The sequence below is a fragment of the Rhizobium sp. PL01 genome (assembly GCF_033447125.1).
Classification (GTDB): Bacteria; Pseudomonadota; Alphaproteobacteria; order Rhizobiales; family Rhizobiaceae; genus Pararhizobium.
Genome location: NZ_JAWQUM010000001.1, coordinates 121,835 through 139,008 on the forward strand (window position 1 = coordinate 121,835; position 17,174 = coordinate 139,008).

17 protein-coding genes are annotated in these 17,174 nt (G+C 59.4%); 14 read left to right on the plus strand and 3 right to left on the minus strand.

Features of this window, described 5'->3' with window-relative positions; translation table 11 throughout:
* Positions 1 to 3: 3 nt before the first annotated feature.
* From R6X40_RS00515 to R6X40_RS00545, 7 genes are all read left to right on the plus strand, one after another.
* A complete protein-coding gene (locus R6X40_RS00515) occupies positions 4 to 1,116 on the plus strand; it encodes an ABC transporter ATP-binding protein (RefSeq protein ID WP_318410081.1) in 1,113 nt (370 codons plus the stop codon).
* Between the two features lie 11 nt (positions 1,117 to 1,127).
* Complete coding sequence (locus R6X40_RS00520) at positions 1,128 to 2,624, plus strand: GMC family oxidoreductase (RefSeq protein WP_318411247.1); 1,497 nt, start codon at positions 1,128 to 1,130, stop codon at positions 2,622 to 2,624.
* Positions 2,621 to 3,394 (plus strand): 3-ketoacyl-ACP reductase, encoded by a 774-nt coding sequence (locus tag R6X40_RS00525; RefSeq protein ID WP_318410083.1) that lies wholly within the window; start codon positions 2,621 to 2,623, stop codon positions 3,392 to 3,394. Before R6X40_RS00520 ends, R6X40_RS00525 begins: the two co-directional genes overlap by 4 nt.
* A gap of 145 nt (positions 3,395 to 3,539) precedes the next feature.
* Entirely contained in the window at positions 3,540 to 5,195 is a 1,656-nt protein-coding gene (locus tag R6X40_RS00530) for a GMC family oxidoreductase (RefSeq protein ID WP_318410084.1), read from the plus strand.
* Between the two features lie 9 nt (positions 5,196 to 5,204).
* On the plus strand, positions 5,205 to 5,519 hold the full coding sequence (locus R6X40_RS00535) for a Dabb family protein (protein WP_318410085.1): 315 nt from the start codon (positions 5,205 to 5,207) through the stop codon (positions 5,517 to 5,519).
* A gap of 6 nt (positions 5,520 to 5,525) precedes the next feature.
* The gene (locus tag R6X40_RS00540; protein ID WP_318410086.1) at positions 5,526 to 6,794 is read left to right on the plus strand and encodes a glycerate kinase; all 1,269 of its coding nucleotides are present in this window, start codon (positions 5,526 to 5,528) and stop codon (positions 6,792 to 6,794) included.
* Between the two features lie 336 nt (positions 6,795 to 7,130).
* Positions 7,131 to 7,529, plus strand: coding sequence for a response regulator (locus R6X40_RS00545; protein WP_318410088.1), 399 nt, complete (start codon positions 7,131 to 7,133; stop codon positions 7,527 to 7,529).
* An 18-nt stretch (positions 7,530 to 7,547) separates the two neighbouring features.
* Here R6X40_RS00545 and R6X40_RS00550 read toward each other — a convergent pair whose 3' ends face one another.
* Positions 7,548 to 9,374 (minus strand): sensor histidine kinase, encoded by a 1,827-nt coding sequence (locus tag R6X40_RS00550; protein WP_318410089.1) that lies wholly within the window; start codon positions 9,372 to 9,374, stop codon positions 7,548 to 7,550.
* Positions 9,375 to 9,872: 498 nt separating this feature from the next.
* On the opposite strand from R6X40_RS00550, the gene R6X40_RS00555 reads away from it, so the two are divergent.
* Together R6X40_RS00555 and R6X40_RS00560 are read left to right on the plus strand one after the other, a co-directional pair.
* Positions 9,873 to 10,790: a transglutaminase family protein gene (locus tag R6X40_RS00555; protein ID WP_318410090.1), complete on the plus strand. Its 918-nt coding sequence runs from the start codon at positions 9,873 to 9,875 to the stop codon at positions 10,788 to 10,790.
* 175 nt (positions 10,791 to 10,965) lie between these two features.
* Entirely contained in the window at positions 10,966 to 11,115 is a 150-nt protein-coding gene (locus R6X40_RS00560; RefSeq protein ID WP_318410092.1) for a hypothetical protein, read from the plus strand.
* A 55-nt stretch (positions 11,116 to 11,170) separates the two neighbouring features.
* Here the strand turns inward: R6X40_RS00560 and R6X40_RS00565 are convergent, their stop codons facing one another.
* Both R6X40_RS00565 and R6X40_RS00570 read right to left on the minus strand, forming a co-directional pair.
* Entirely contained in the window at positions 11,171 to 11,563 is a 393-nt protein-coding gene (locus tag R6X40_RS00565) for a YybH family protein (RefSeq protein ID WP_318410094.1), read from the minus strand.
* 18 nt (positions 11,564 to 11,581) lie between these two features.
* Positions 11,582 to 12,208, minus strand: a complete 627-nt coding sequence (locus tag R6X40_RS00570) for a TetR/AcrR family transcriptional regulator (protein ID WP_318410095.1) — start codon at positions 12,206 to 12,208, stop codon at positions 11,582 to 11,584.
* A 115-nt stretch (positions 12,209 to 12,323) separates the two neighbouring features.
* Between R6X40_RS00570 and R6X40_RS00575 the strand changes: the two genes are divergently transcribed.
* The 5 genes from R6X40_RS00575 (at position 12,324) to R6X40_RS00600 (ending at position 17,165) form a co-directional block, all read left to right on the plus strand.
* Positions 12,324 to 13,418 carry a spermidine/putrescine ABC transporter substrate-binding protein gene (locus R6X40_RS00575; RefSeq protein ID WP_318410097.1) on the plus strand — a complete coding sequence of 365 codons (1,095 nt, stop codon included), beginning with the start codon at positions 12,324 to 12,326 and terminating at the stop codon, positions 13,416 to 13,418.
* A gap of 198 nt (positions 13,419 to 13,616) precedes the next feature.
* Positions 13,617 to 14,480 (plus strand): ABC transporter permease, encoded by an 864-nt coding sequence (locus R6X40_RS00580; RefSeq protein WP_318410099.1) that lies wholly within the window; start codon positions 13,617 to 13,619, stop codon positions 14,478 to 14,480.
* A gap of 1 nt (position 14,481) precedes the next feature.
* The gene (locus tag R6X40_RS00585; protein WP_318410101.1) at positions 14,482 to 15,270 is read left to right on the plus strand and encodes an ABC transporter permease; all 789 of its coding nucleotides are present in this window, start codon (positions 14,482 to 14,484) and stop codon (positions 15,268 to 15,270) included.
* Positions 15,267 to 16,358 (plus strand): ABC transporter ATP-binding protein, encoded by a 1,092-nt coding sequence (locus R6X40_RS31555; protein WP_412178297.1) that lies wholly within the window; start codon positions 15,267 to 15,269, stop codon positions 16,356 to 16,358. Before R6X40_RS00585 ends, R6X40_RS31555 begins: the two co-directional genes overlap by 4 nt.
* Before the next feature lie 72 nt (positions 16,359 to 16,430).
* A complete protein-coding gene (locus R6X40_RS00600; protein ID WP_318410103.1) occupies positions 16,431 to 17,165 on the plus strand; it encodes an MBL fold metallo-hydrolase in 735 nt (244 codons plus the stop codon).
* Positions 17,166 to 17,174 lie beyond the last annotated feature (9 nt).

Below are 17,174 nucleotides of genomic sequence, written 5' to 3' on the forward strand. Positions count from 1 at the left end.
CACATGGCTTTCCTCGAAATATCCGGCCTCAAAAAGCGTTTCGGCTCTCTGGAAATCCTCAAGGGCATCGACCTTGAACTGGAGAAGGGCGGCTTCCTGGTGCTCGTCGGTCCGTCCGGCTGCGGCAAGTCTACGCTGCTCAACACTATCGCAGGTCTGGAATCCATCACCGAGGGCTCGATCCGTGTCGATGGCCGTGCCATCGACGATCTGCATCCGTCCAAGCGCGATATTGCCATGGTGTTCCAGAGCTATGCGCTCTATCCAAACATGACCGTGGCCGGAAACATCTCCTTCGGCATGGAAATGCGCGGCGTACCGGTCGAGGAACGCAAGAAGGCCATCGACAAGGTTGCCAAGGTTCTGCAGATCACCCATCTGCTCGACCGCAAGCCGAGCCAGCTTTCCGGCGGCCAGCGCCAGCGCGTCGCCATGGGCCGGGCGCTGGTGCGCGATCCGAAACTCTTTCTCTTCGACGAGCCACTGTCCAACCTGGATGCGAAGCTGCGCGTCGATATGCGTATCGAGATCAAGCGGTTGCATCAGGCGACCGGCACGTCGATCGTCTACGTCACCCATGACCAGATCGAGGCGATGACGCTGGCCACCAAGATCGCCGTCATGCGTGATGGTGAGGTGCAGCAGTTTGGAACGCCGGCCGAGATTTACAACAATCCGAAGAACCTGTTCGTTGCGGATTTCATGGGCTCACCGGCGATGAACCTTCTAACCGCGACGATCGAAGGTGGCGGTAATGACCTGCACGTGGCGCTGGTGCGGCCGGAAGCTCAGCCGTTGCGCGTGCCGGTGCCGCAGATGGGCGGCCTTGCCGCCTATTCTGGCAAGCAGGTGATCTTCGGCATTCGCCCGGAGGCACTGACCGATCCGGATGGGGCAGATCGCAATGCGAAGTCGCTGTTTGAAGGCGATTGCCTGATTGACGTCGTTGAACCGGCGGGTTCCGATACATTTGCGGTGACCAAGCTCGGCGGCAAGGAAGTGGTGGCGCGTCTGCGGGCCGATGCCCGTATCGCCCCCGGCCAGACGGCGCGGCTTGCCTTCAATCTGGACAAGGCGGTGTTCTTCGATCCGCAAAGCCAGCAGCGCATCGGCTGAGCCTTATCATGGTGAAGCAGCCCGATATCGTCATCATCGGCTCCGGCATTGGCGGAGCGACGGTTGCCTCCGCGCTGGCCGGTTCCGGCGCCCGCATCGCGATCCTCGAACGGGGTGAACGCCTTGCCGACACACCGGAGACGCGCAACTATCGTTCCATCTTCGTCGATGGCCACTTCCGGCCAAAGGAGATGTGGCGCGAACCGGACGGCACGGCGTTTAATCCGGGGAATTTCTATTTTGTCGGCGGTAATTCAAAGCTGTTCGGCGCGGTTTTGTTGCGCTATCGGGCCGAAGACTTTACCGAGATGCAGCATCTCGGCGGCATCTCGCCAGCCTGGCCGTTTCCCTACGAGGAGCTGGAGCCATGGTACGGCAAGGCGGAACGGCTGTTCGAGGTGCGCGGCGAGCTTGGACAGGATCCGACCGAGCCGGCCCACTCGACGCCCTATCCTTACGGTCCCGTGCCGGACGAGCCCGCCATTGCCCGCGCCCGCACCGAACTGAAGGCGCAGGGACTGCATCCGGCTACATTGCCGCTCGGGGTTGATATCGACGCCTGGCTGGCTGGCGGACGTACGCCGTGGGATGGCTTTCCCAACACCGGAAAGGGGAAAAAGGATGCCGAGAGCGCACCGCTCGCCGCAGCGCTGAAGGACCCGAATATCGAGCTGATCACTTCGGCTCATGTTGAGACACTTGAAGCTGGGCCGGGCGGCCGGATCCAGGCGATCCATTACACCCACAACGGTGAGAGGAAACGGCTGTCCCCCAAGCTGGTGATTTTGTCAGCGGGCGCGATCAATTCTGCAGCGATCCTGCTGCGCTCCGGCGACGGCGAGGGGCTCGCCAACCGTTCCGGTCAGGTCGGCCGCAACTTCATGAACCACAATTGCAGCGCCATGCTGGCCATCAACCCGTTCCGGCGCAATGACAGCGTTTACCAGAAAACGCTGATGCTGAACGACTATTACCTTACCGGTGGCCGGGATGGCCTGCCGCTTGGCAATGTCCAGCTGCTCGGCAAGATCAACGGAGACATTCTGAAGGCGAACGCACCGCGCTACGCCCCACGCTTCGCACTCGACTTCATGGCCGGCCACGCCATCGATTGGTACATGATGACGGAGGACCTGCCGAACCCCGAAAGCCGTATCATGGTCGATGGTAAAGGCATCATCATGCAATGGCGGCGTTCGAACATGGAGGCATTGGCCGGGCTTGAGACGAAGATGCGCGCGCATTTCAAGGCGGCAGGTTATCCGATCGTACTATCCCAACCTTTTGACAAGCGTACACCGTCGCACCAGTGCGGTACGGTGCGCATGGGTAACGACCCTGCTTCTGCGCCGCTCGACCCGTTCTGCCGGGCTTTCGATCATTCGAACCTTTACGTCGTCGATGGCGGCTGCCTGCCAACGTCGGCCGCCGTCAATCCGGCTTTGACCATCGCCGCACAAGCATTGCGCGTTGCCGATCACATCATCTCGAAGGAACTGGCGGCATGAGCGATCTCAAGCGCCCCGTTGCCATTGTCACCGGCGGCCGCCGCGGCATTGGGCTCGGCATCGCCAAGGCACTGGCGAAAGACGGGTTTGATATCGCCATCACCGGTATCGGCGATGCGGATCAGGTTTCAGGCGTGCTCGCAGACCTGGGCGTGCTTGGCGCCAAGGCAATCTTCCTGAAAGCGGATATTTCCGAACTTGCCGGTCACCAAGTGACGGTCGAGGCAGTTCTGGCGCAATTCGGCTCGGTCGATTGCCTCGTCAACAACGCCGGCATGGCATCGGTGTTACGCGGCGATTTCCTCGATCTTGCGCCTGAAAATTTCGACACGATCATCGGCACCAATCTGCGCGGCACGGTGTTTTTCACGCAAGCCGTCGTCAAGGCGATGCTGGCGACGCAGCCCAGAGGACCCCGCTCGGTTGTTAACATCACGTCTGTCTCGGCAACGATGAGTTCGCCCGAACGGCTGGATTACTGCATGAGCAAGGCAGGGCTGGCGGCCTTTTCGCAAGGGCTGGCGCTGCGTCTTGCCGATACCGGCATATCGGTGTTCGAGGTCCGGCCGGGCATCATTCGCTCGGACATGACCGCCGGGGTTTCCGGCAAATATGACGCGCTGATCGGCGGCGGGCTGGTGCCGATGAAGCGCTGGGGGGAAGCGGATGATATCGGCCGCATGGTTGCTGCACTGGCGACCGGCAGCTTCGGTTTTGCCACCGGTTCGGTTGTTAATGCTGACGGCGGGCTGTCGATCGGGCGGCTGTGAATCTTTACCTTCCCCTTGAGGGGGGAAGGTCGCGCGGACGCGCGGGTGGGGGTGATCTGTTGGGTGTCACAGGACGTCACCCCACCCCGGAGCTTTGCTCCGACCCTCCCCCTCAAGGGGAGGGTATAAATTTGAGGACAACGACATGACCTACGACTACATCATCACAGGTGCCGGACCGGCCGGTTGCGTGCTGGCCAATCGCCTGACCGAAGACGCCGACGTCAAGGTTCTGCTACTGGAGGCTGGCGGCAGCGACTGGAACCCGCTGTTCCATATGCCGGCCGGCTTTGCCAAGATGACCAAGGGTGTCGCCAGCTGGGGCTGGGAAACCGTGCCGCAGAAACATATGAAAAACCGGGTGCTGCGCTATACTCAGGCCAAGGTGATCGGCGGCGGCTCGTCGATCAACGCGCAGCTCTATACACGCGGCAATGCGGCTGATTATGATCTCTGGGCCAGCGAAGATGGCTGCACCGGTTGGGATTACCGCAACGTGCTTCCCTATTTCAAACGCTCGGAAGACAATCAGCGTTTCGCCGACGACTATCATTCCTATGGTGGGCCGCTTGGCGTCTCCATGCCGGTCTCGGGGCTGCCGATATGCGATGCCTATATCCGCGCCGGGCAGGAGCTTGGCATTCCCTACAATCACGATTTCAATGGCAAGCAGCAGGCGGGCGTCGGCTTCTATCAGCTGACCCAACGCAACCGCCGCCGGTCGTCGGCATCGCTTGCCTATCTCAATCCGATCAGGGATCGCAAGAACCTGACGGTGCGGCTCGGTGCGCGGGTGACGCGGATACTCCTGGAAGGAACCCGCGCTGTTGGCGTCGAGGTTGCGACCGCAAAGGGTTTGGAAACGATCCGGGCCGAGCGCGAGGTTCTGATCTCCTCCGGGGCGATCGGATCGCCGAAACTGCTGCAGCAATCGGGTATCGGTCCGGCCGATCATCTGCGCTCCGTTGGCGTCGATGTGAAACATGACCTGCCGGGTGTCGGCAGCAATCTTCAGGATCATCTCGACCTGTTCGTCATCTCCGAATGCACCGGCGACCATACCTATGATGGCGTGGCAAAACTCCACCGCACCGTCTGGGCCGGCCTGCAATATGTGCTGTTCCGCTCCGGCCCGGTCGCCTCGTCGCTGTTTGAAACCGGTGGTTTCTGGTATGCCGATCCGAATGCGCGCTCGCCCGATATCCAGTTCCACTTGGGGCTCGGTTCCGGCATCGAGGCTGGTGTCGAGAAGCTGAAAAATGCCGGTGTGACGCTGAACTCGGCCTACCTGCATCCGCGCTCGCGCGGCACTGTCCGGCTCTCGTCTTCCGATCCTGCAGCGGCACCCTTGATCGATCCGAACTACTGGAGCGATCCGCATGATCGCAAGATGTCGCTGGAAGGCTTGAAGATCGCCCGCGAAATCTTCCAGCAGCAGGCGCTGAAACCCTTTATCATGGCCGAGCGTCTGCCGGGGCCGAAGGTGATGACCGATGACGAGCTGTTCGAATATGGCTGCGCCAATGCCAAGACCGATCACCATCCGGTCGGGACCTGCAAGATGGGGACCGGTGCCGATGCCGTCGTCGGGCTTGATCTGAAGGTGCACGGACTGGAAGGCTTGCGAGTCTGCGACAGTTCCGTCATGCCGCGTGTTCCCTCTTGCAATACCAATGGTCCAACGATCATGATGGGCGAAAAGGGCTCGGACATCATTCGCGAGCGGCAGCCTTTGCCGGCCACCATCTTCAGCCATGAGCGCAACGACCAGCGGCCGCGGGCGCGCGCCGATATCCGATAGGAGCTTGCCATGATCCGCCATTGTGTCTTCATTCGCTTCCAGACAACCGTTTCAGATGCCGAGCGGCAGTCCATCCTGTCGGATATCGCCGCGCTGCAGCAGCTGGTGCCCGGCTATCTCACTTTCACCGCCGGTGCCAATGTCAGCCCCGAGGGCCTCGGCAAGGGCTTTAACAGCGGCTTCATCATCGATTTTGCCGATGGCGCGGCACGCGATGCCTATCTGGTTCACCCAGCGCATGAAAAGGCCGGCGGCCGGATCGTCGCGGCGACCGAAGGCGGTATCGACGGGGTCCTTGTCTATGACTTCGAGATTGCGGGCTGATTTTCGATGATCGCTGAACCGCGCGCCTTTCTGACAAGCCTGTTTGAGGCTGCCGTCGAAGCGGCTGATCCATTGGCGGCGATCCGCGCGCATCTGCCGGAAAAGCCGAAGGGCCGGACCATTGTTGTCGGCGCCGGTAAGGCGGCAAGCCAGATGGCAGCGGCGTTCGAAAGCCTGTGGGATGGCCCTCTGGAGGGCGCCGTGGTTGCGCGGCACGGCCCGATCGCCGCGTGCACACGCATTCGTGTGCTTCAGTCGGCACATCCGGTGCCGGATGAGGCCGGGCTTGCGGCGTCGGCAGAATTGCTGCGGCTGGTCGAAGGGCTGACGCCAGACGATCTGGTGCTGGCGCTGATTTCCGGTGGCGGCTCAGCGCTGTTGCCCGCTCCGCCGCAGGGCCTGACGCTCGCCGACGAGATTGCTGTCAACAAAGCGCTGCTTGCGTCCGGCGCGCCGATCTCGGCGATGAATGTGGTGCGCAAGCATGTTTCACGCATCAAGGGTGGGCGGCTGGCTTTTGCAGCCGCACCGGCGCGGGTCGTCAGCCTGATCGTCTCCGATGTTCCCGGCGACAATCCAGCCTTCGTTGCCTCCGGCCCGACTATCCCTGACACCTCCACGCCTGCTGATGCGCTCGCCATCGTCAACCGCTACGGGATGGCATTGCCTGAAGCCGTTCTGCGGCATCTGCGATCAGAACAAGCTGCAGCGCCAGATGCCCATCATCCGGCGTACGCCAATCAGCAATATCATGTCATCGCTTCAGCCAGCGTCTCGCTTGAGGCGGCTGCGGCAAAGGCACGGGCACTGGGTGTCGAGGCCGTCATCCTGTCAGATGCGATCGAGGGCGAAGCCCGCGATATCGGCCGGATGCATGCAGCAATTGCCAAGGAAACCGCACTGCGTAATCGGCCGTTCTCAAAGCCCGTGGTCATCCTTTCCGGCGGCGAAACCACAGTGACGATTTCGGGCGATGGTTATGGAAAGGGTGGCCGCAACAGCGAGTTTCTGCTTTCTTTCGCGCTCGATATCGACGGCGTTGATGGCATTCATGCGTTGGCTGCCGATACGGATGGTATCGACGGATCAGAGGACAATGCCGGTGCTTTTGCCGACAGTTCCACTGTAAGGCGCATGCGGGCGGCGGGTGCGGATCCGCGCAACCATCTCGCCCGCCACGACGCCTGGAGCGCCTTCAACGCCAGCGGCGATCTTTTTGTGCCCGGTCCGACCGGCACAAATGTCAACGATCTGCGGGCGATGCTTATCTTCTAGCGCATCGCGAATATCGTTCCCTCTGCCATCCGGCGTACGCTTGCCGCCCCTCCATCAGCACAAACTGTGGATAGCGCGTATATTACGCATATGGGCTGGAACAATCCGGGCAGGCAGGCGTTGGCTGCTTTCCAAGGATTGATATTGCAGTAATCGGTGGATGCCGTGAATTCAGCAATATTTGTCCTGTACGAACAATTATGGGGCTGGTTGATCAACAGAACTGTCCCATATGCCTGCGTCAGGCCAGCCTGCCGGAGAAGCCGCGCGGACCATGGGGCACACCAACGATTATCCCGGGACCGCAAAACGCACATGATGTACGAGAGTTTTGGAATGAGTTGCAAAATCCTGGTGGTCGAAGACGAGATTTTCGTTGCGACAGAAATTGAATATCTGGTTGCTGAACTCGGGCACAGCCCGATCGGCATCGCCGCGGACAAGGCGTCCGCATTCAATCTTGCTCCCTTTGCGGATATCGCCCTTGTCGATCTGAATCTTCGCGATGGACCGACGGGAACGGAAATCGGCCGCACACTTGCCGAACAGCATGGCGTGACGGTTCTCTTCATGACTGCCAACCCTTCTCAACTGGCCGATGGCGTTCCGGGAACTGTCGGAGTCATTTCCAAGCCGGTTGGTGAAGACGAACTTCGTCAGGTCGTCAGTTATGCTGTCGCCAAGCGCCATTCGCTTGCTGCCGACGTACCGCCGCGTTTGCGGGTCTTTCAGTAATCACTCTTGAGCGCGGCTTCATGGCCGCGCCGTCAGCTTGCTGCTGCGCAAGATCGAGGCTACGGGCACCGATACGCGGACACGCACTCCATCCTCTTCCCATTGACGCTGGAATTGCCCTCCGAGCTGCCCTTCGACACTGATCTTCATCAGCCGCGACCCGAACCCTTCCTGCTCGGGTTGGCGCAGTGCAACGGGGTTTCCACCTTCTTTCCATTCCAGGACATAGTTTTCCCTGTCATGACGGCCGGCAATGGTCAGATGGCCGGCGGCATGGGAAAATGCGCCGTATTTGGCCGAATTCGTTGCGAGCTCATGCAGCAGGAGCGCCAGCGGTGTCGCGGCGCTATCGCCGATAAGGGTATCGTCTCCCGCAAAAACGATGCGGTTGTCCATCTCCTCTAGGCCATAGGGTTCAAGCAGGCGCCGGGAGAGGCCGAAGATGCTGGTCTCCAGGTCCACTGGTCTGGAGGTCCTGCTGTGCGGGCGCACGAAATCATGGGCCCGGCCCATCGCTTCAATGCGTTTGCGCAGGAGATCGGCGAAGCTGCGGGATTCCGGTGCAGAGCGGGCGGAAAGACTGATGATGCCGCTCAGGACCGAGAATATGTTCTTGATCCGGTGGCTGAGTTCGTGGGCAACGATCTCGCGTTCGGCTTGAACCATCTTGGCATCGTGAACATCGGTGCAGGTTCCGTACCAGCGGGTGATTTTGCCCTTCTCGCCGCGTATCGGCAGCGCCCGGCCCAATACCCAGCGATAAACACCCGTGTGGTGGCGCAGCCGGTATTCGATCTGGTAGGCGTCGCCTGTTTTCAACGAATGCCGCCAGGCAGTCCATGCGCGCTCCTGATCTTCCTCGTGGAACATGCCGCTCCAGCCCTCGCCATCGGTCGATCCGGCCGGAACGCCGGTGAATTCATACCAGCGGGCATTGTAGTAATCATGGAAACCATCGGGCAAGGTCGACCAGACCATCTGCGGCATGGCGTCAGCGAGGGTGCGGAACCCTATTTCCGAGCGGGCATGGGCCTCGACCGCTTCCTTCTGCGCGGTAATATCAACGGATACACCAGGGAAGCGGATGCAGTGTCCGTTTTGATCGATCAACGGCTGCCCTTCGGCAAGAACCCATTTGATACTGCCATCCTCTTGAACGAGGCGGTATTCCTGGGAGAAACGGCTCCCCGTATCCATCGCGCTTTGCATGGCACTACCGACCGATTGAACGTCGTCGGGATGGATGGTTCTGATGAAAGCCGCGATGGCGGTGCCGTGACTGGCAACCTGCGGATCGACCCCGTAGAGCCGCGCGAATTTCTCGTCGGAATAGACAAGGTCTTGCGGAACATGCCAATCCCAGGTGCCGACGATGGCGGAGCTGCCCAATGCCAGCGAAAGCTGTTCGCGGCTTTGAGCAAGTTCTTGTTCGGCCATCACTCTCTTGGTGGTCTCGACGACAAGGGCAAGAACGGCAACAACGCTTCCGTCGTCATCAAGGATGGGGCTGTAATCGAGATCGAGCCAGACGCTTTCAGCGACGCCATTGCGATGGAAGGTGAAGTTCTGGTCTTCGTAGGAAATGCTTTCTCCCGCAAAGACCCTGTCGATAATAGCTGCGTTGAATTCTGCAACTTCCGGCCATGCAGACAGGACCGAAGCGCCGAAACATTCCGGGTGCCGCCCGCCGGCGATGGCGATATAACCATCATTGTAGAGCATGATGCCCTCGCGCCCGGCCAACAATGCCATCGGGATAGGCGAAGTGAGCATCATCCGGCTGAGGGCTGTCAGTGCATTGGGCCAGGCTTGCGCCGCACCAAGGCTCGTCGTTTGCCAATCCATTCGATTGAACCGGTCGAGCATTTCGCTGGCCGCAAGTTTGGCTGGAATCCGTGCCCCGGCGCGGGGAAATAAAGGCGACTGACTATCCATACGCTCTCAAATGCTATGACGGGCGGGCTCAACGAGAAGGCAGCATATAGAGAGGGACTGCCGGAAGTCATCCGGCGCAAAGTGATTTTCTTTCGCAGGCATTGTCAGTGACCGGCAAATATTTCGGTGCATAGAAGATGCAACCATATTCGCGAGCATTGATGGTTTTTGCAATTTCAGCTAGTGTTTCCGCCTATCGAACACGTGATATCGGTGCGATGCCGGAACCTTGGAAAAGACCATCCTTTCCGTTTTTGGAGTGTTTCCACGTGCCGAATTGACTGCTTTTATATGCGTCAGGCCTGACAGCAACGCACCAGCGTCAGAGGCTCGCCCTGCCATTTTTTACCGACCTGAAACCGGAACAAATTCGCAGGCTATCCGTTCCTGCCGTGGTGGAGGTAGCACATGTTCATTCGGTTGGGTTACGAAATAGGCATCAGATGCAGTCAACCGACCCCGATGATGACCTTTCTGTCTGTTGATCGTGCAAGACGGCACGATATCGTCAGCGAGCGCGGGCCAATGTCCGATCCAGTCGTCAAGATGGGAGAGGTGACCGATCCTTTCGGGAATGTCTGCATGCGGATGGTGGTGCCTGCTGGCGGCTTGCGCCTTACGTATGACGCCGTGATCAGGGATGGTGGCCGGCCCGACCCAGTGAACTGCAGCGCTCAGGCCGTGCCTGTTGAAAGACTGCCGCCCGAATGCCTGCCGTATCTTTCTGCCAGCCGCTATTGCGAAACCGACCGTTTTGGCGCGCTTGCGTGGCGTCTTTTCGGCGAAATCGAGCCGGGCTGGGGCCGCGTCCAGGCAATATGCGACTACGTGCATCAGCGCCTGACTTTCAGCTATGGGTATACGGCGACGTTGCGTACGGCGATGGAGGCGCACGAGGAAAGGGCAGGGGTGTGCCGCGACTATGCGCATCTTGCCGTCACGCTCTGCCGTTGCATGAATATGCCCGCACGCTACGTCAACGGTTACATGGGCGATATCGGCGTAACGGACGACCCGGCGCCGATGGATTTCAATGCTTGGTTTGAAGTGTTTCTGGATGATCGCTGGTACACGTTCGATGCACGCCATAACATCCCACGCATCGGCCGTATCGCCGTCGCCCGCGGCCGTGATGCTGCCGATATCCCGCTGATTCAGACATTCGGCAAGCATGAACTGACCACCTTCAAGGTCTGGACCTCCAAGGAAACGGACGGTGTTCTGACAAAACTGCATAGCCAGGCGGATGTCTCGCTTTTGACGCCGTGGTTCAGCGAGCGCTGGTCCCGGCTTGTCCAGCAGAGGGAGCTCGAGCGTGGGCATTGAGGACGCAATAGTATTTCACCGGATGGAGCCGAGGCCCGAGGTTGGTTTTTTCCCGTAGGGCATAAAATGCAGAAAATAATATCTATAAACTTGGTGTAAAATAGCCGAGAAAAGATGCAGGCGCCGCAGCCTGAGTGGCGGCAGAATATCTGCAACAACTCAAGTGGAGGACAGAATGCAAGGTTCCAAACCAGTTCTGCAGAAAAGTCCGGTGAGCTATGGCGTGCATTCGACGCCGCATTTTTCCTGGACGATTGCCGCGCAGGCCACCGCATTGGCCGCCGCTTTCCTGTTTGTCACAGCGATGGTCTGCGGCGCGATCTGAGTTTCGCGGACACGTATCAAGCCCCTGATCCCTCTGGATTCAGGGGCTTCTGTTTTCAGGATGCGCGGGAAAGATGCTCATGGACGGCAAGCCATGTACCATCCTGCTGTCTTTCGAAGACAATCGTCTCCCGTTCCTGGCTGGTGACGGCTTGCCCACCGAATTCCGCTTCTGTTTCGACGCTGTGGGTGAAGATTGCCACAGTACCGAGCAGCTGCAGATTGCGCTCGCTGGAGCGGCAAGACAAAACCTTGAAACCGTCACGCTCTTCCCACAGCGCCCATTCCGCTTCGTAAGCTGCGCGGTTTCTCAAAGGGCGATCAAGGTTATGGAAGATGAAGGTTGCGTCCTTCGAGAAAGCCGCGAAATATTTCTCCCGATCATGTCTTGAAAAGGCATCGATGAGGCTATCGGCGGCCGAAAGGGCCGTATTCTGTGCGTGTTCCATCCCTGATTTTCCTGCTTTTTATTGTATCTTCGGGCTGCTGATCAGCGTCGCGAGCGGCCGGTTCTGCCGTGCGACGATTTCCTTCAGCGCATCGAGAGTCATCGTCTCGTCCTTGACGAATTCGATGAACATCATGTTGAGATTGTTGAAGAACATCTGCCCGGCGCCAACAGCGTCGATGCCCGGCATGACGGCGCTGCGCAGCTGCAGTTTGCTGATCAGCGTCGAAACCTGGTCGCAGAGGCGGCCGTCGAGCTCCGTGTAGTGCCGGCTGAACGGGCTCTCGGGCTGCTGGATCGAGATCGCCATGGCGGTGCGCCACATTTCCTTGCTGAGATAGACCAGCGAGTGGTCATAATACTGGCCGATCAGTGCCGTCAGCGCTTCGCCGACGGTATCGGGTGGGCTGTCGACAATGGTCTTGCCGGCGGCGAGCACCTCCTCGACTTCCATCGAGACGGCGGCGACGAGGATATCGCCCTTGTTCTGATAATAATTGTAGAAAGTGCCGACGGAGACTTCCGCCCGCTCGGCAATGTCCTCGATGCGGGCGCTGTCATAACCGACCTCCCGGAAAAGTTCTGTGGCTGCTTGCAGGATGCGCCGGTTCCTGTCGGCTTTCTGTTTTGCACGAAGCCCCGTCATGCCGTCTTTTCCTTTTTTTGAATACCTTCAAAATTGACATTGACTTAAAAATTGAACTCATTCAATCTTTTTGTGAAGGCGCCGCAATGAGCGCTGTAAACCAGAGGGCAACGCGATGATCATTTCTGTGAATGGCGCTTTCGCGCGTCGATTTTTCTCCTCCGTAGCGGCGCTTTCGCTGGCTGCCGTTTCCACAGTCAGCGCTCCAGCGCCGGCTTTTGCGACCGAAGAACTGAATGCTTTGGTCTGGTGCGACCATACCGATCCGGCGCTGGTCGAGCCGTTCGAGAAGGCCAACGACGTCAAGGTCAACCTCAAGGACTACGAGGGAACGGGGGCCGCCCTTTCGATCCTCGAACAGTCGCAGCCGGGCGACTGGGATGTGCTTGTTATCGACGGGGTTGATGTTCAGCGCGCTGTCGGGCTTGATCTTCTGGCCGAAATCCCCGCCGACAAGCTGCCGACCGCCGACATCTTCCCGGAAGTGCGGATGGAAGCCAACAACATGAAGGACGGCAAGACCTACGCCGTCACCGAAAAGTTCGGCTACAACACGATCTCCTATGACAAGACAAAGGTCGATCCCAACGACATGAAGGATCTGTCGATCATCTGGTCGGACAAATACAAGGGCCGTATCGCGCTTTACGATTATTACCTGCCGATGGTTGGTCTTGTGGCGCTCGGCCTTGGCAAGAAGACCGCCGATCTCACGGATGCCGACATGCCAGCGATCTCGGAAAAGCTGTCAGAGATGAAAAAGGTATCAAAGCAGGTGAGCGACGTCGTGTCCTCGCAGACGGCGCTGGCGACCGGTGAAGTCGATATTCTCGTCGGCGGCGGCGAGTGGATCACCGCAGCACTCTCCGGCGAAAAGCCCAATCTCGACTGGACGGTTCCGGATCAGGGTGCGGTGCGCTGGGCGCAGTCGATCGGCGTCATGAAGGCCTCGAAGAAGCAGGAGCTGGCGCTGAAATTTGTGCAGTATATCGTCAGCCCCGAAGGTCAGGCGCGTCTTGCCACGTCTTCCTGCTATTGGGCGATGCCCGCCAACATGAAGGCCGGCGAGCACCTGACCGAAGCCCAGAAGGCGGCATTGCGATGGAACGATCAGGCCGAATACCTGAAGAAGACCCAGCTCTATCCGATTCCCAGCGCTGAACTGGATCAGAAGATGCAGGACGCCTGGACGGACATGATGCAGCAGTAGTTGCTGCCAAGCATTGCCCCTCACCCTAACCCTCTCCCCGCAGGCGGGGAGAGGGGACGATCGAATTTGCCGCTCACCACTTGTCCGTGGCGACAATGAGACGAGGTTCGGAACCGGCCGCCTCTTCCTTCGCCCCGTTTACGGGGAGAAGGTGGCCGAAGGCCGGATGAGGGGCTATTCCAAAACGGAGCTTTCACCATGTCCACCCTGACCCTCGAAGACACCGAACGCCGCAAGGCCTGGGGTTTCGTTGCTCCAGCACTTCTCTGGACGATCGCGTTCTTTGTCGTGCCGTTCCTGTTCATGGTGGCGATGAGTTTGTGGTCTCGCCAAAGCGGCCAGATTGTCCGGGCCTGGAACCTCGACAATTACATCGCTTTTTTCGCCAAGGATTCATTGTTCAAGGGGTTGATGAATTCGCTTGAAATCACTCTGATCGTCACCGTGATATCGGTGCTTCTGGCCTATCCGCTGGCCTGGATCATTGCCGAGCGGGTGCCGAAACGGTTTCAGCGGCTGGCGTTGATCATGGCGGTGCTGCCGTTCTGGACGTCCTATGTGGTGCGCTCCTATTCCTGGCTGCTGGTACTGTCGCGCAACGGGGTGATCAACCAGACGCTGATGACGCTCGGTCTTATCAGTGAGCCGCTGGAAATTGCCAGCAACCGGACCGCCACCGTCATCGGCTTCGTGCATTTCTTCGTCATGCTGCTGACGCTGACGATCTATGCCAACCTGATCCAGCTGTCGCCAAACTATCGCCGTGCCGCGGCCGATCTCGGAGCCAATGCCTTCCAGACCTTCTGGCATGTCGTCCTGCCGCTGACGCTGCCGGGTATCATGACCGGCGCCTTCCTGACCTTCGTGCTCTGCATCGGCGACTACGTGACGCCGCAGATTCTTGGCGGCAACAATGAGCTTGTCCTGCCGCAGATCATCATGCTGCAGCTGGGGCGGCGGGCGGACTTTCCGATGGCGGCGGCGCTGTCGATCATCCTGATGCTGGCGGTGACTGCCGCCTATGTGCTCTGCGCCCGCTGGCTGAAGATCGAGAGGGCATGAGATGCGCGAAACGCTGACAAAAACCGCTTCGATCGCCTATGCCGTCATCATCTACGGCTTCATTTTCTTGCCGGTCGTGGTGCTGGTGCTGTTCTCGTTCCAGGATGGCCGCCTGCCTGTGCCGCCATTCAACGGCTTTTCGTTGCAATGGTACGAGGCGGTATTCGTCGACCGCAAGCTGATGGCAGCGCTGACCAATTCGTTTCTGGTGGCAATCGTCTCCTCCATCATCGCCTGCCTGCTTGGCTTTCTCGCTGCCTATGCGCTTGCGCGTTACAGATTGCCGGGTTCGGCCTTGCAGCGCGGATTGCTGATCGCGCCGATGACGGTCAGCTACCTGATCATCGCGCTCGGGCTTCTGACCGTGCTCAATACGTTCGGCATCAAGCTGTCGCTCTGGACTGTCGGCATCGGCCATGTGGTGATCAACCTGCCGCTCTGCTTCGCCATCATCTATTCGTCGATGGGCGATCACCACATCAATATCGAGCGGGCCGCCCGCGATCTTGGTGCCAATGATTTCAAGGTGATGGTGCTAGTCACCGCGCCGATGCTGTTGCCGTCGCTGCTGGCGGCTTTCTTCCTGTCGGTCACCTTCAGCTGGGATGAATTCATCATCGCGTTCCTGTTGTCACGCTTCGACGTGACGCTGCCGGTCGAGATCTGGAGCCTTTTGCGCTCCGGGCTCAATCCGAAAACCAATGCCATCGGCTCGCTTGTCTTCCTCGTTTCCGTCGCGGTGCTGGCGGTTCTGGAACTGACCCTGTTCGGAAGGACAAAAAAATCATGACCGCTCCAGTTTCTGTTCACGGTGCCACCAAGACTTTTGGGGCATTCACCGCGCTCAACGATGTCTCGCTCGATATCAAGGCCGGTGAGTTCATCGTGCTGCTCGGGCCGTCCGGCTGCGGCAAGACCACGCTGCTCTCCATTCTCGGCGGGTTCCAGTCGCCGACCAAGGGCCGTGTTATGATCGGCGGCAAGGACATGACCAGCGTGCCGCCGGCCAAGCGGCCGACGACGACGATGTTTCAGGACTACGCCCTGTTTCCGCATATGAAGCTTCGCGACAATGTCGGCTTTGGTCTCAGGATGCGCGGCATGACGAAGACGGAGCGGGACGAGAAGGCGCTCGGTTTCCTCGATCTCGTCGGGCTGAAATCCTCTGCCGACAAGAAGCCGCATGAGCTCTCCGGCGGCCAGCGCCAGCGCGTTGCCCTTGCCCGGGCGCTTGCGGTCGATCCCGATGTGCTCCTACTCGATGAACCGCTGGGCGCGCTCGATCTCAAGCTGCGCCGACAGATGCAGGACGAGCTCAAGGCCATCCAGAAGCGGGTCGGCACAACGTTTGTCCACGTAACACATGATCAGGAGGAAGCGATGGCGATCGCCGACCGGATCGTCGTGATGAACCAGGGCCGGATCGAGGATTTCGGTCCTCCCGCCGATATCTACATGCGGCCGCGTTCGCTGTTCTCTGCCGGTTTCATGGGCGAAGTGAATTTCATTCCGGGGACGGTCAATGCGGTGGATCCGGCCGCTGCCGTCGTCGAAACCCCGCTTGGCAACGTTACTCTGCCGATCGCAAGCTTTACCGTTTCCGCGCCCACTGCCGGGCAGGCGGTGACACTCTGCGTCCGGCCGGAGCACTTTCGCCGGGCAGGGGAAGCCGAAGGCGCTGTTGCGCCGCTGGGGCAAGCCGAGGTGACCGGCAGCGCCTTTTTCGGCACACATTACCGTTGCCACCTGAAGCCGGCCGGGGCGCCTGATCTGTCGATCGTGGCGCATATGCCGCAATCGGCAGCGGTTTTGGACGGCCAGATCGTCCCCCTTGCCGCCAGTCTCGCGGACATCGTAGCCTTGCCTTCGGGCGTTTAACTCTCCCCACGAGGGGAGGGAGTTCATCGAGGCCGGAGCCCTCGCTCAGGCAGGTTTGAAACGGATTTTGGCATGCAACGCATTTTCGCGGAGAAATGGTATCAGGTGAAACGTCTCGATGATGATGTCACCGCTATTTCCGAGCCGTTCATCCAGGAATTCTACCGCTGCAACATCTGGCATATACGCGGCCGGGATCGGGACATGCTGGTCGATAGCGGCATGGGCGTCGTATCTTTGAGGGAATATGTGCCGCTGGTCACCGAGCGGGACCTGATCGCCGTCGCCAGCCATACGCATTTCGACCATATCGGCTGCCATCATGAATTCGAATGCCGCGCCGTGCATTCGGCCGAAGCCGATCTGCTTGCCAATCCAACGCGGCAAAATACGCTCGCCGATCCCTATGTCACTGACGAGATTTTCGATGCTCTGCCGCCGGAGCCCTATTGCTCGAAATGTTATGCGGTGAAGAAGGCCCCGGCCACGTGCATTCTTGAAGACGGCGACGTGATTGATCTGGGCAACCGGGTCTTCGAAGTCATCCATACGCCGGGTCACTCTCCTGGGGGTATTGCGCTTTACGAGAAGGCGACCGAAATTCTGTTCTCCGGCGATATCCTCTATGACGGTCCGTTGATCGAGGATACCTATCATTCCAACGCCGGTGACTATCTTGCCTCGATGGAGCGCCTGTTGAAGATTCCCGCCCGCATCGTGCATGGCGGTCATTTTCCGAGCTTCGGCGGGGAACGCTACCGCCAATTGATCACCGATTGGCTGAACGAAAAACAGAAGACGATCTGACGGGAAGGA

Excerpts from the sequence above, each read along its gene's own strand:
- R6X40_RS00515 (WP_318410081.1), top strand. The coding sequence starts at position 4 with ATGGCTTTCCTCGAAATATCCGGCCTCAAAAAGCGTTTCGGCTCTCTG.
- R6X40_RS00525 (WP_318410083.1), top strand. The coding sequence starts at position 2,621 with ATGAGCGATCTCAAGCGCCCCGTTGCCATTGTCACCGGCGGCCGCCGC.
- R6X40_RS00530 (WP_318410084.1), top strand. The coding sequence starts at position 3,540 with ATGACCTACGACTACATCATCACAGGTGCCGGACCGGCCGGTTGCGTG.
- R6X40_RS00535 (WP_318410085.1), top strand. The coding sequence starts at position 5,205 with ATGATCCGCCATTGTGTCTTCATTCGCTTCCAGACAACCGTTTCAGAT.
- R6X40_RS00540 (WP_318410086.1), top strand. The coding sequence starts at position 5,526 with ATGATCGCTGAACCGCGCGCCTTTCTGACAAGCCTGTTTGAGGCTGCC.
- R6X40_RS00545 (WP_318410088.1), top strand. The coding sequence starts at position 7,131 with ATGAGTTGCAAAATCCTGGTGGTCGAAGACGAGATTTTCGTTGCGACA.
- R6X40_RS00550 (WP_318410089.1), bottom strand. The coding sequence starts at position 9,374 with ATGGATTGGCAAACGACGAGCCTTGGTGCGGCGCAAGCCTGGCCCAAT.
- R6X40_RS00555 (WP_318410090.1), top strand. The coding sequence starts at position 9,873 with ATGTTCATTCGGTTGGGTTACGAAATAGGCATCAGATGCAGTCAACCG.
- R6X40_RS00560 (WP_318410092.1), top strand. The coding sequence starts at position 10,966 with ATGCAAGGTTCCAAACCAGTTCTGCAGAAAAGTCCGGTGAGCTATGGC.
- R6X40_RS00565 (WP_318410094.1), bottom strand. The coding sequence starts at position 11,563 with ATGGAACACGCACAGAATACGGCCCTTTCGGCCGCCGATAGCCTCATC.
- R6X40_RS00570 (WP_318410095.1), bottom strand. The coding sequence starts at position 12,208 with ATGACGGGGCTTCGTGCAAAACAGAAAGCCGACAGGAACCGGCGCATC.
- R6X40_RS00575 (WP_318410097.1), top strand. The coding sequence starts at position 12,324 with ATGATCATTTCTGTGAATGGCGCTTTCGCGCGTCGATTTTTCTCCTCC.
- R6X40_RS00580 (WP_318410099.1), top strand. The coding sequence starts at position 13,617 with ATGTCCACCCTGACCCTCGAAGACACCGAACGCCGCAAGGCCTGGGGT.
- R6X40_RS00585 (WP_318410101.1), top strand. The coding sequence starts at position 14,482 with ATGCGCGAAACGCTGACAAAAACCGCTTCGATCGCCTATGCCGTCATC.
- R6X40_RS31555 (WP_412178297.1), top strand. The coding sequence starts at position 15,267 with ATGACCGCTCCAGTTTCTGTTCACGGTGCCACCAAGACTTTTGGGGCA.
- R6X40_RS00600 (WP_318410103.1), top strand. The coding sequence starts at position 16,431 with ATGCAACGCATTTTCGCGGAGAAATGGTATCAGGTGAAACGTCTCGAT.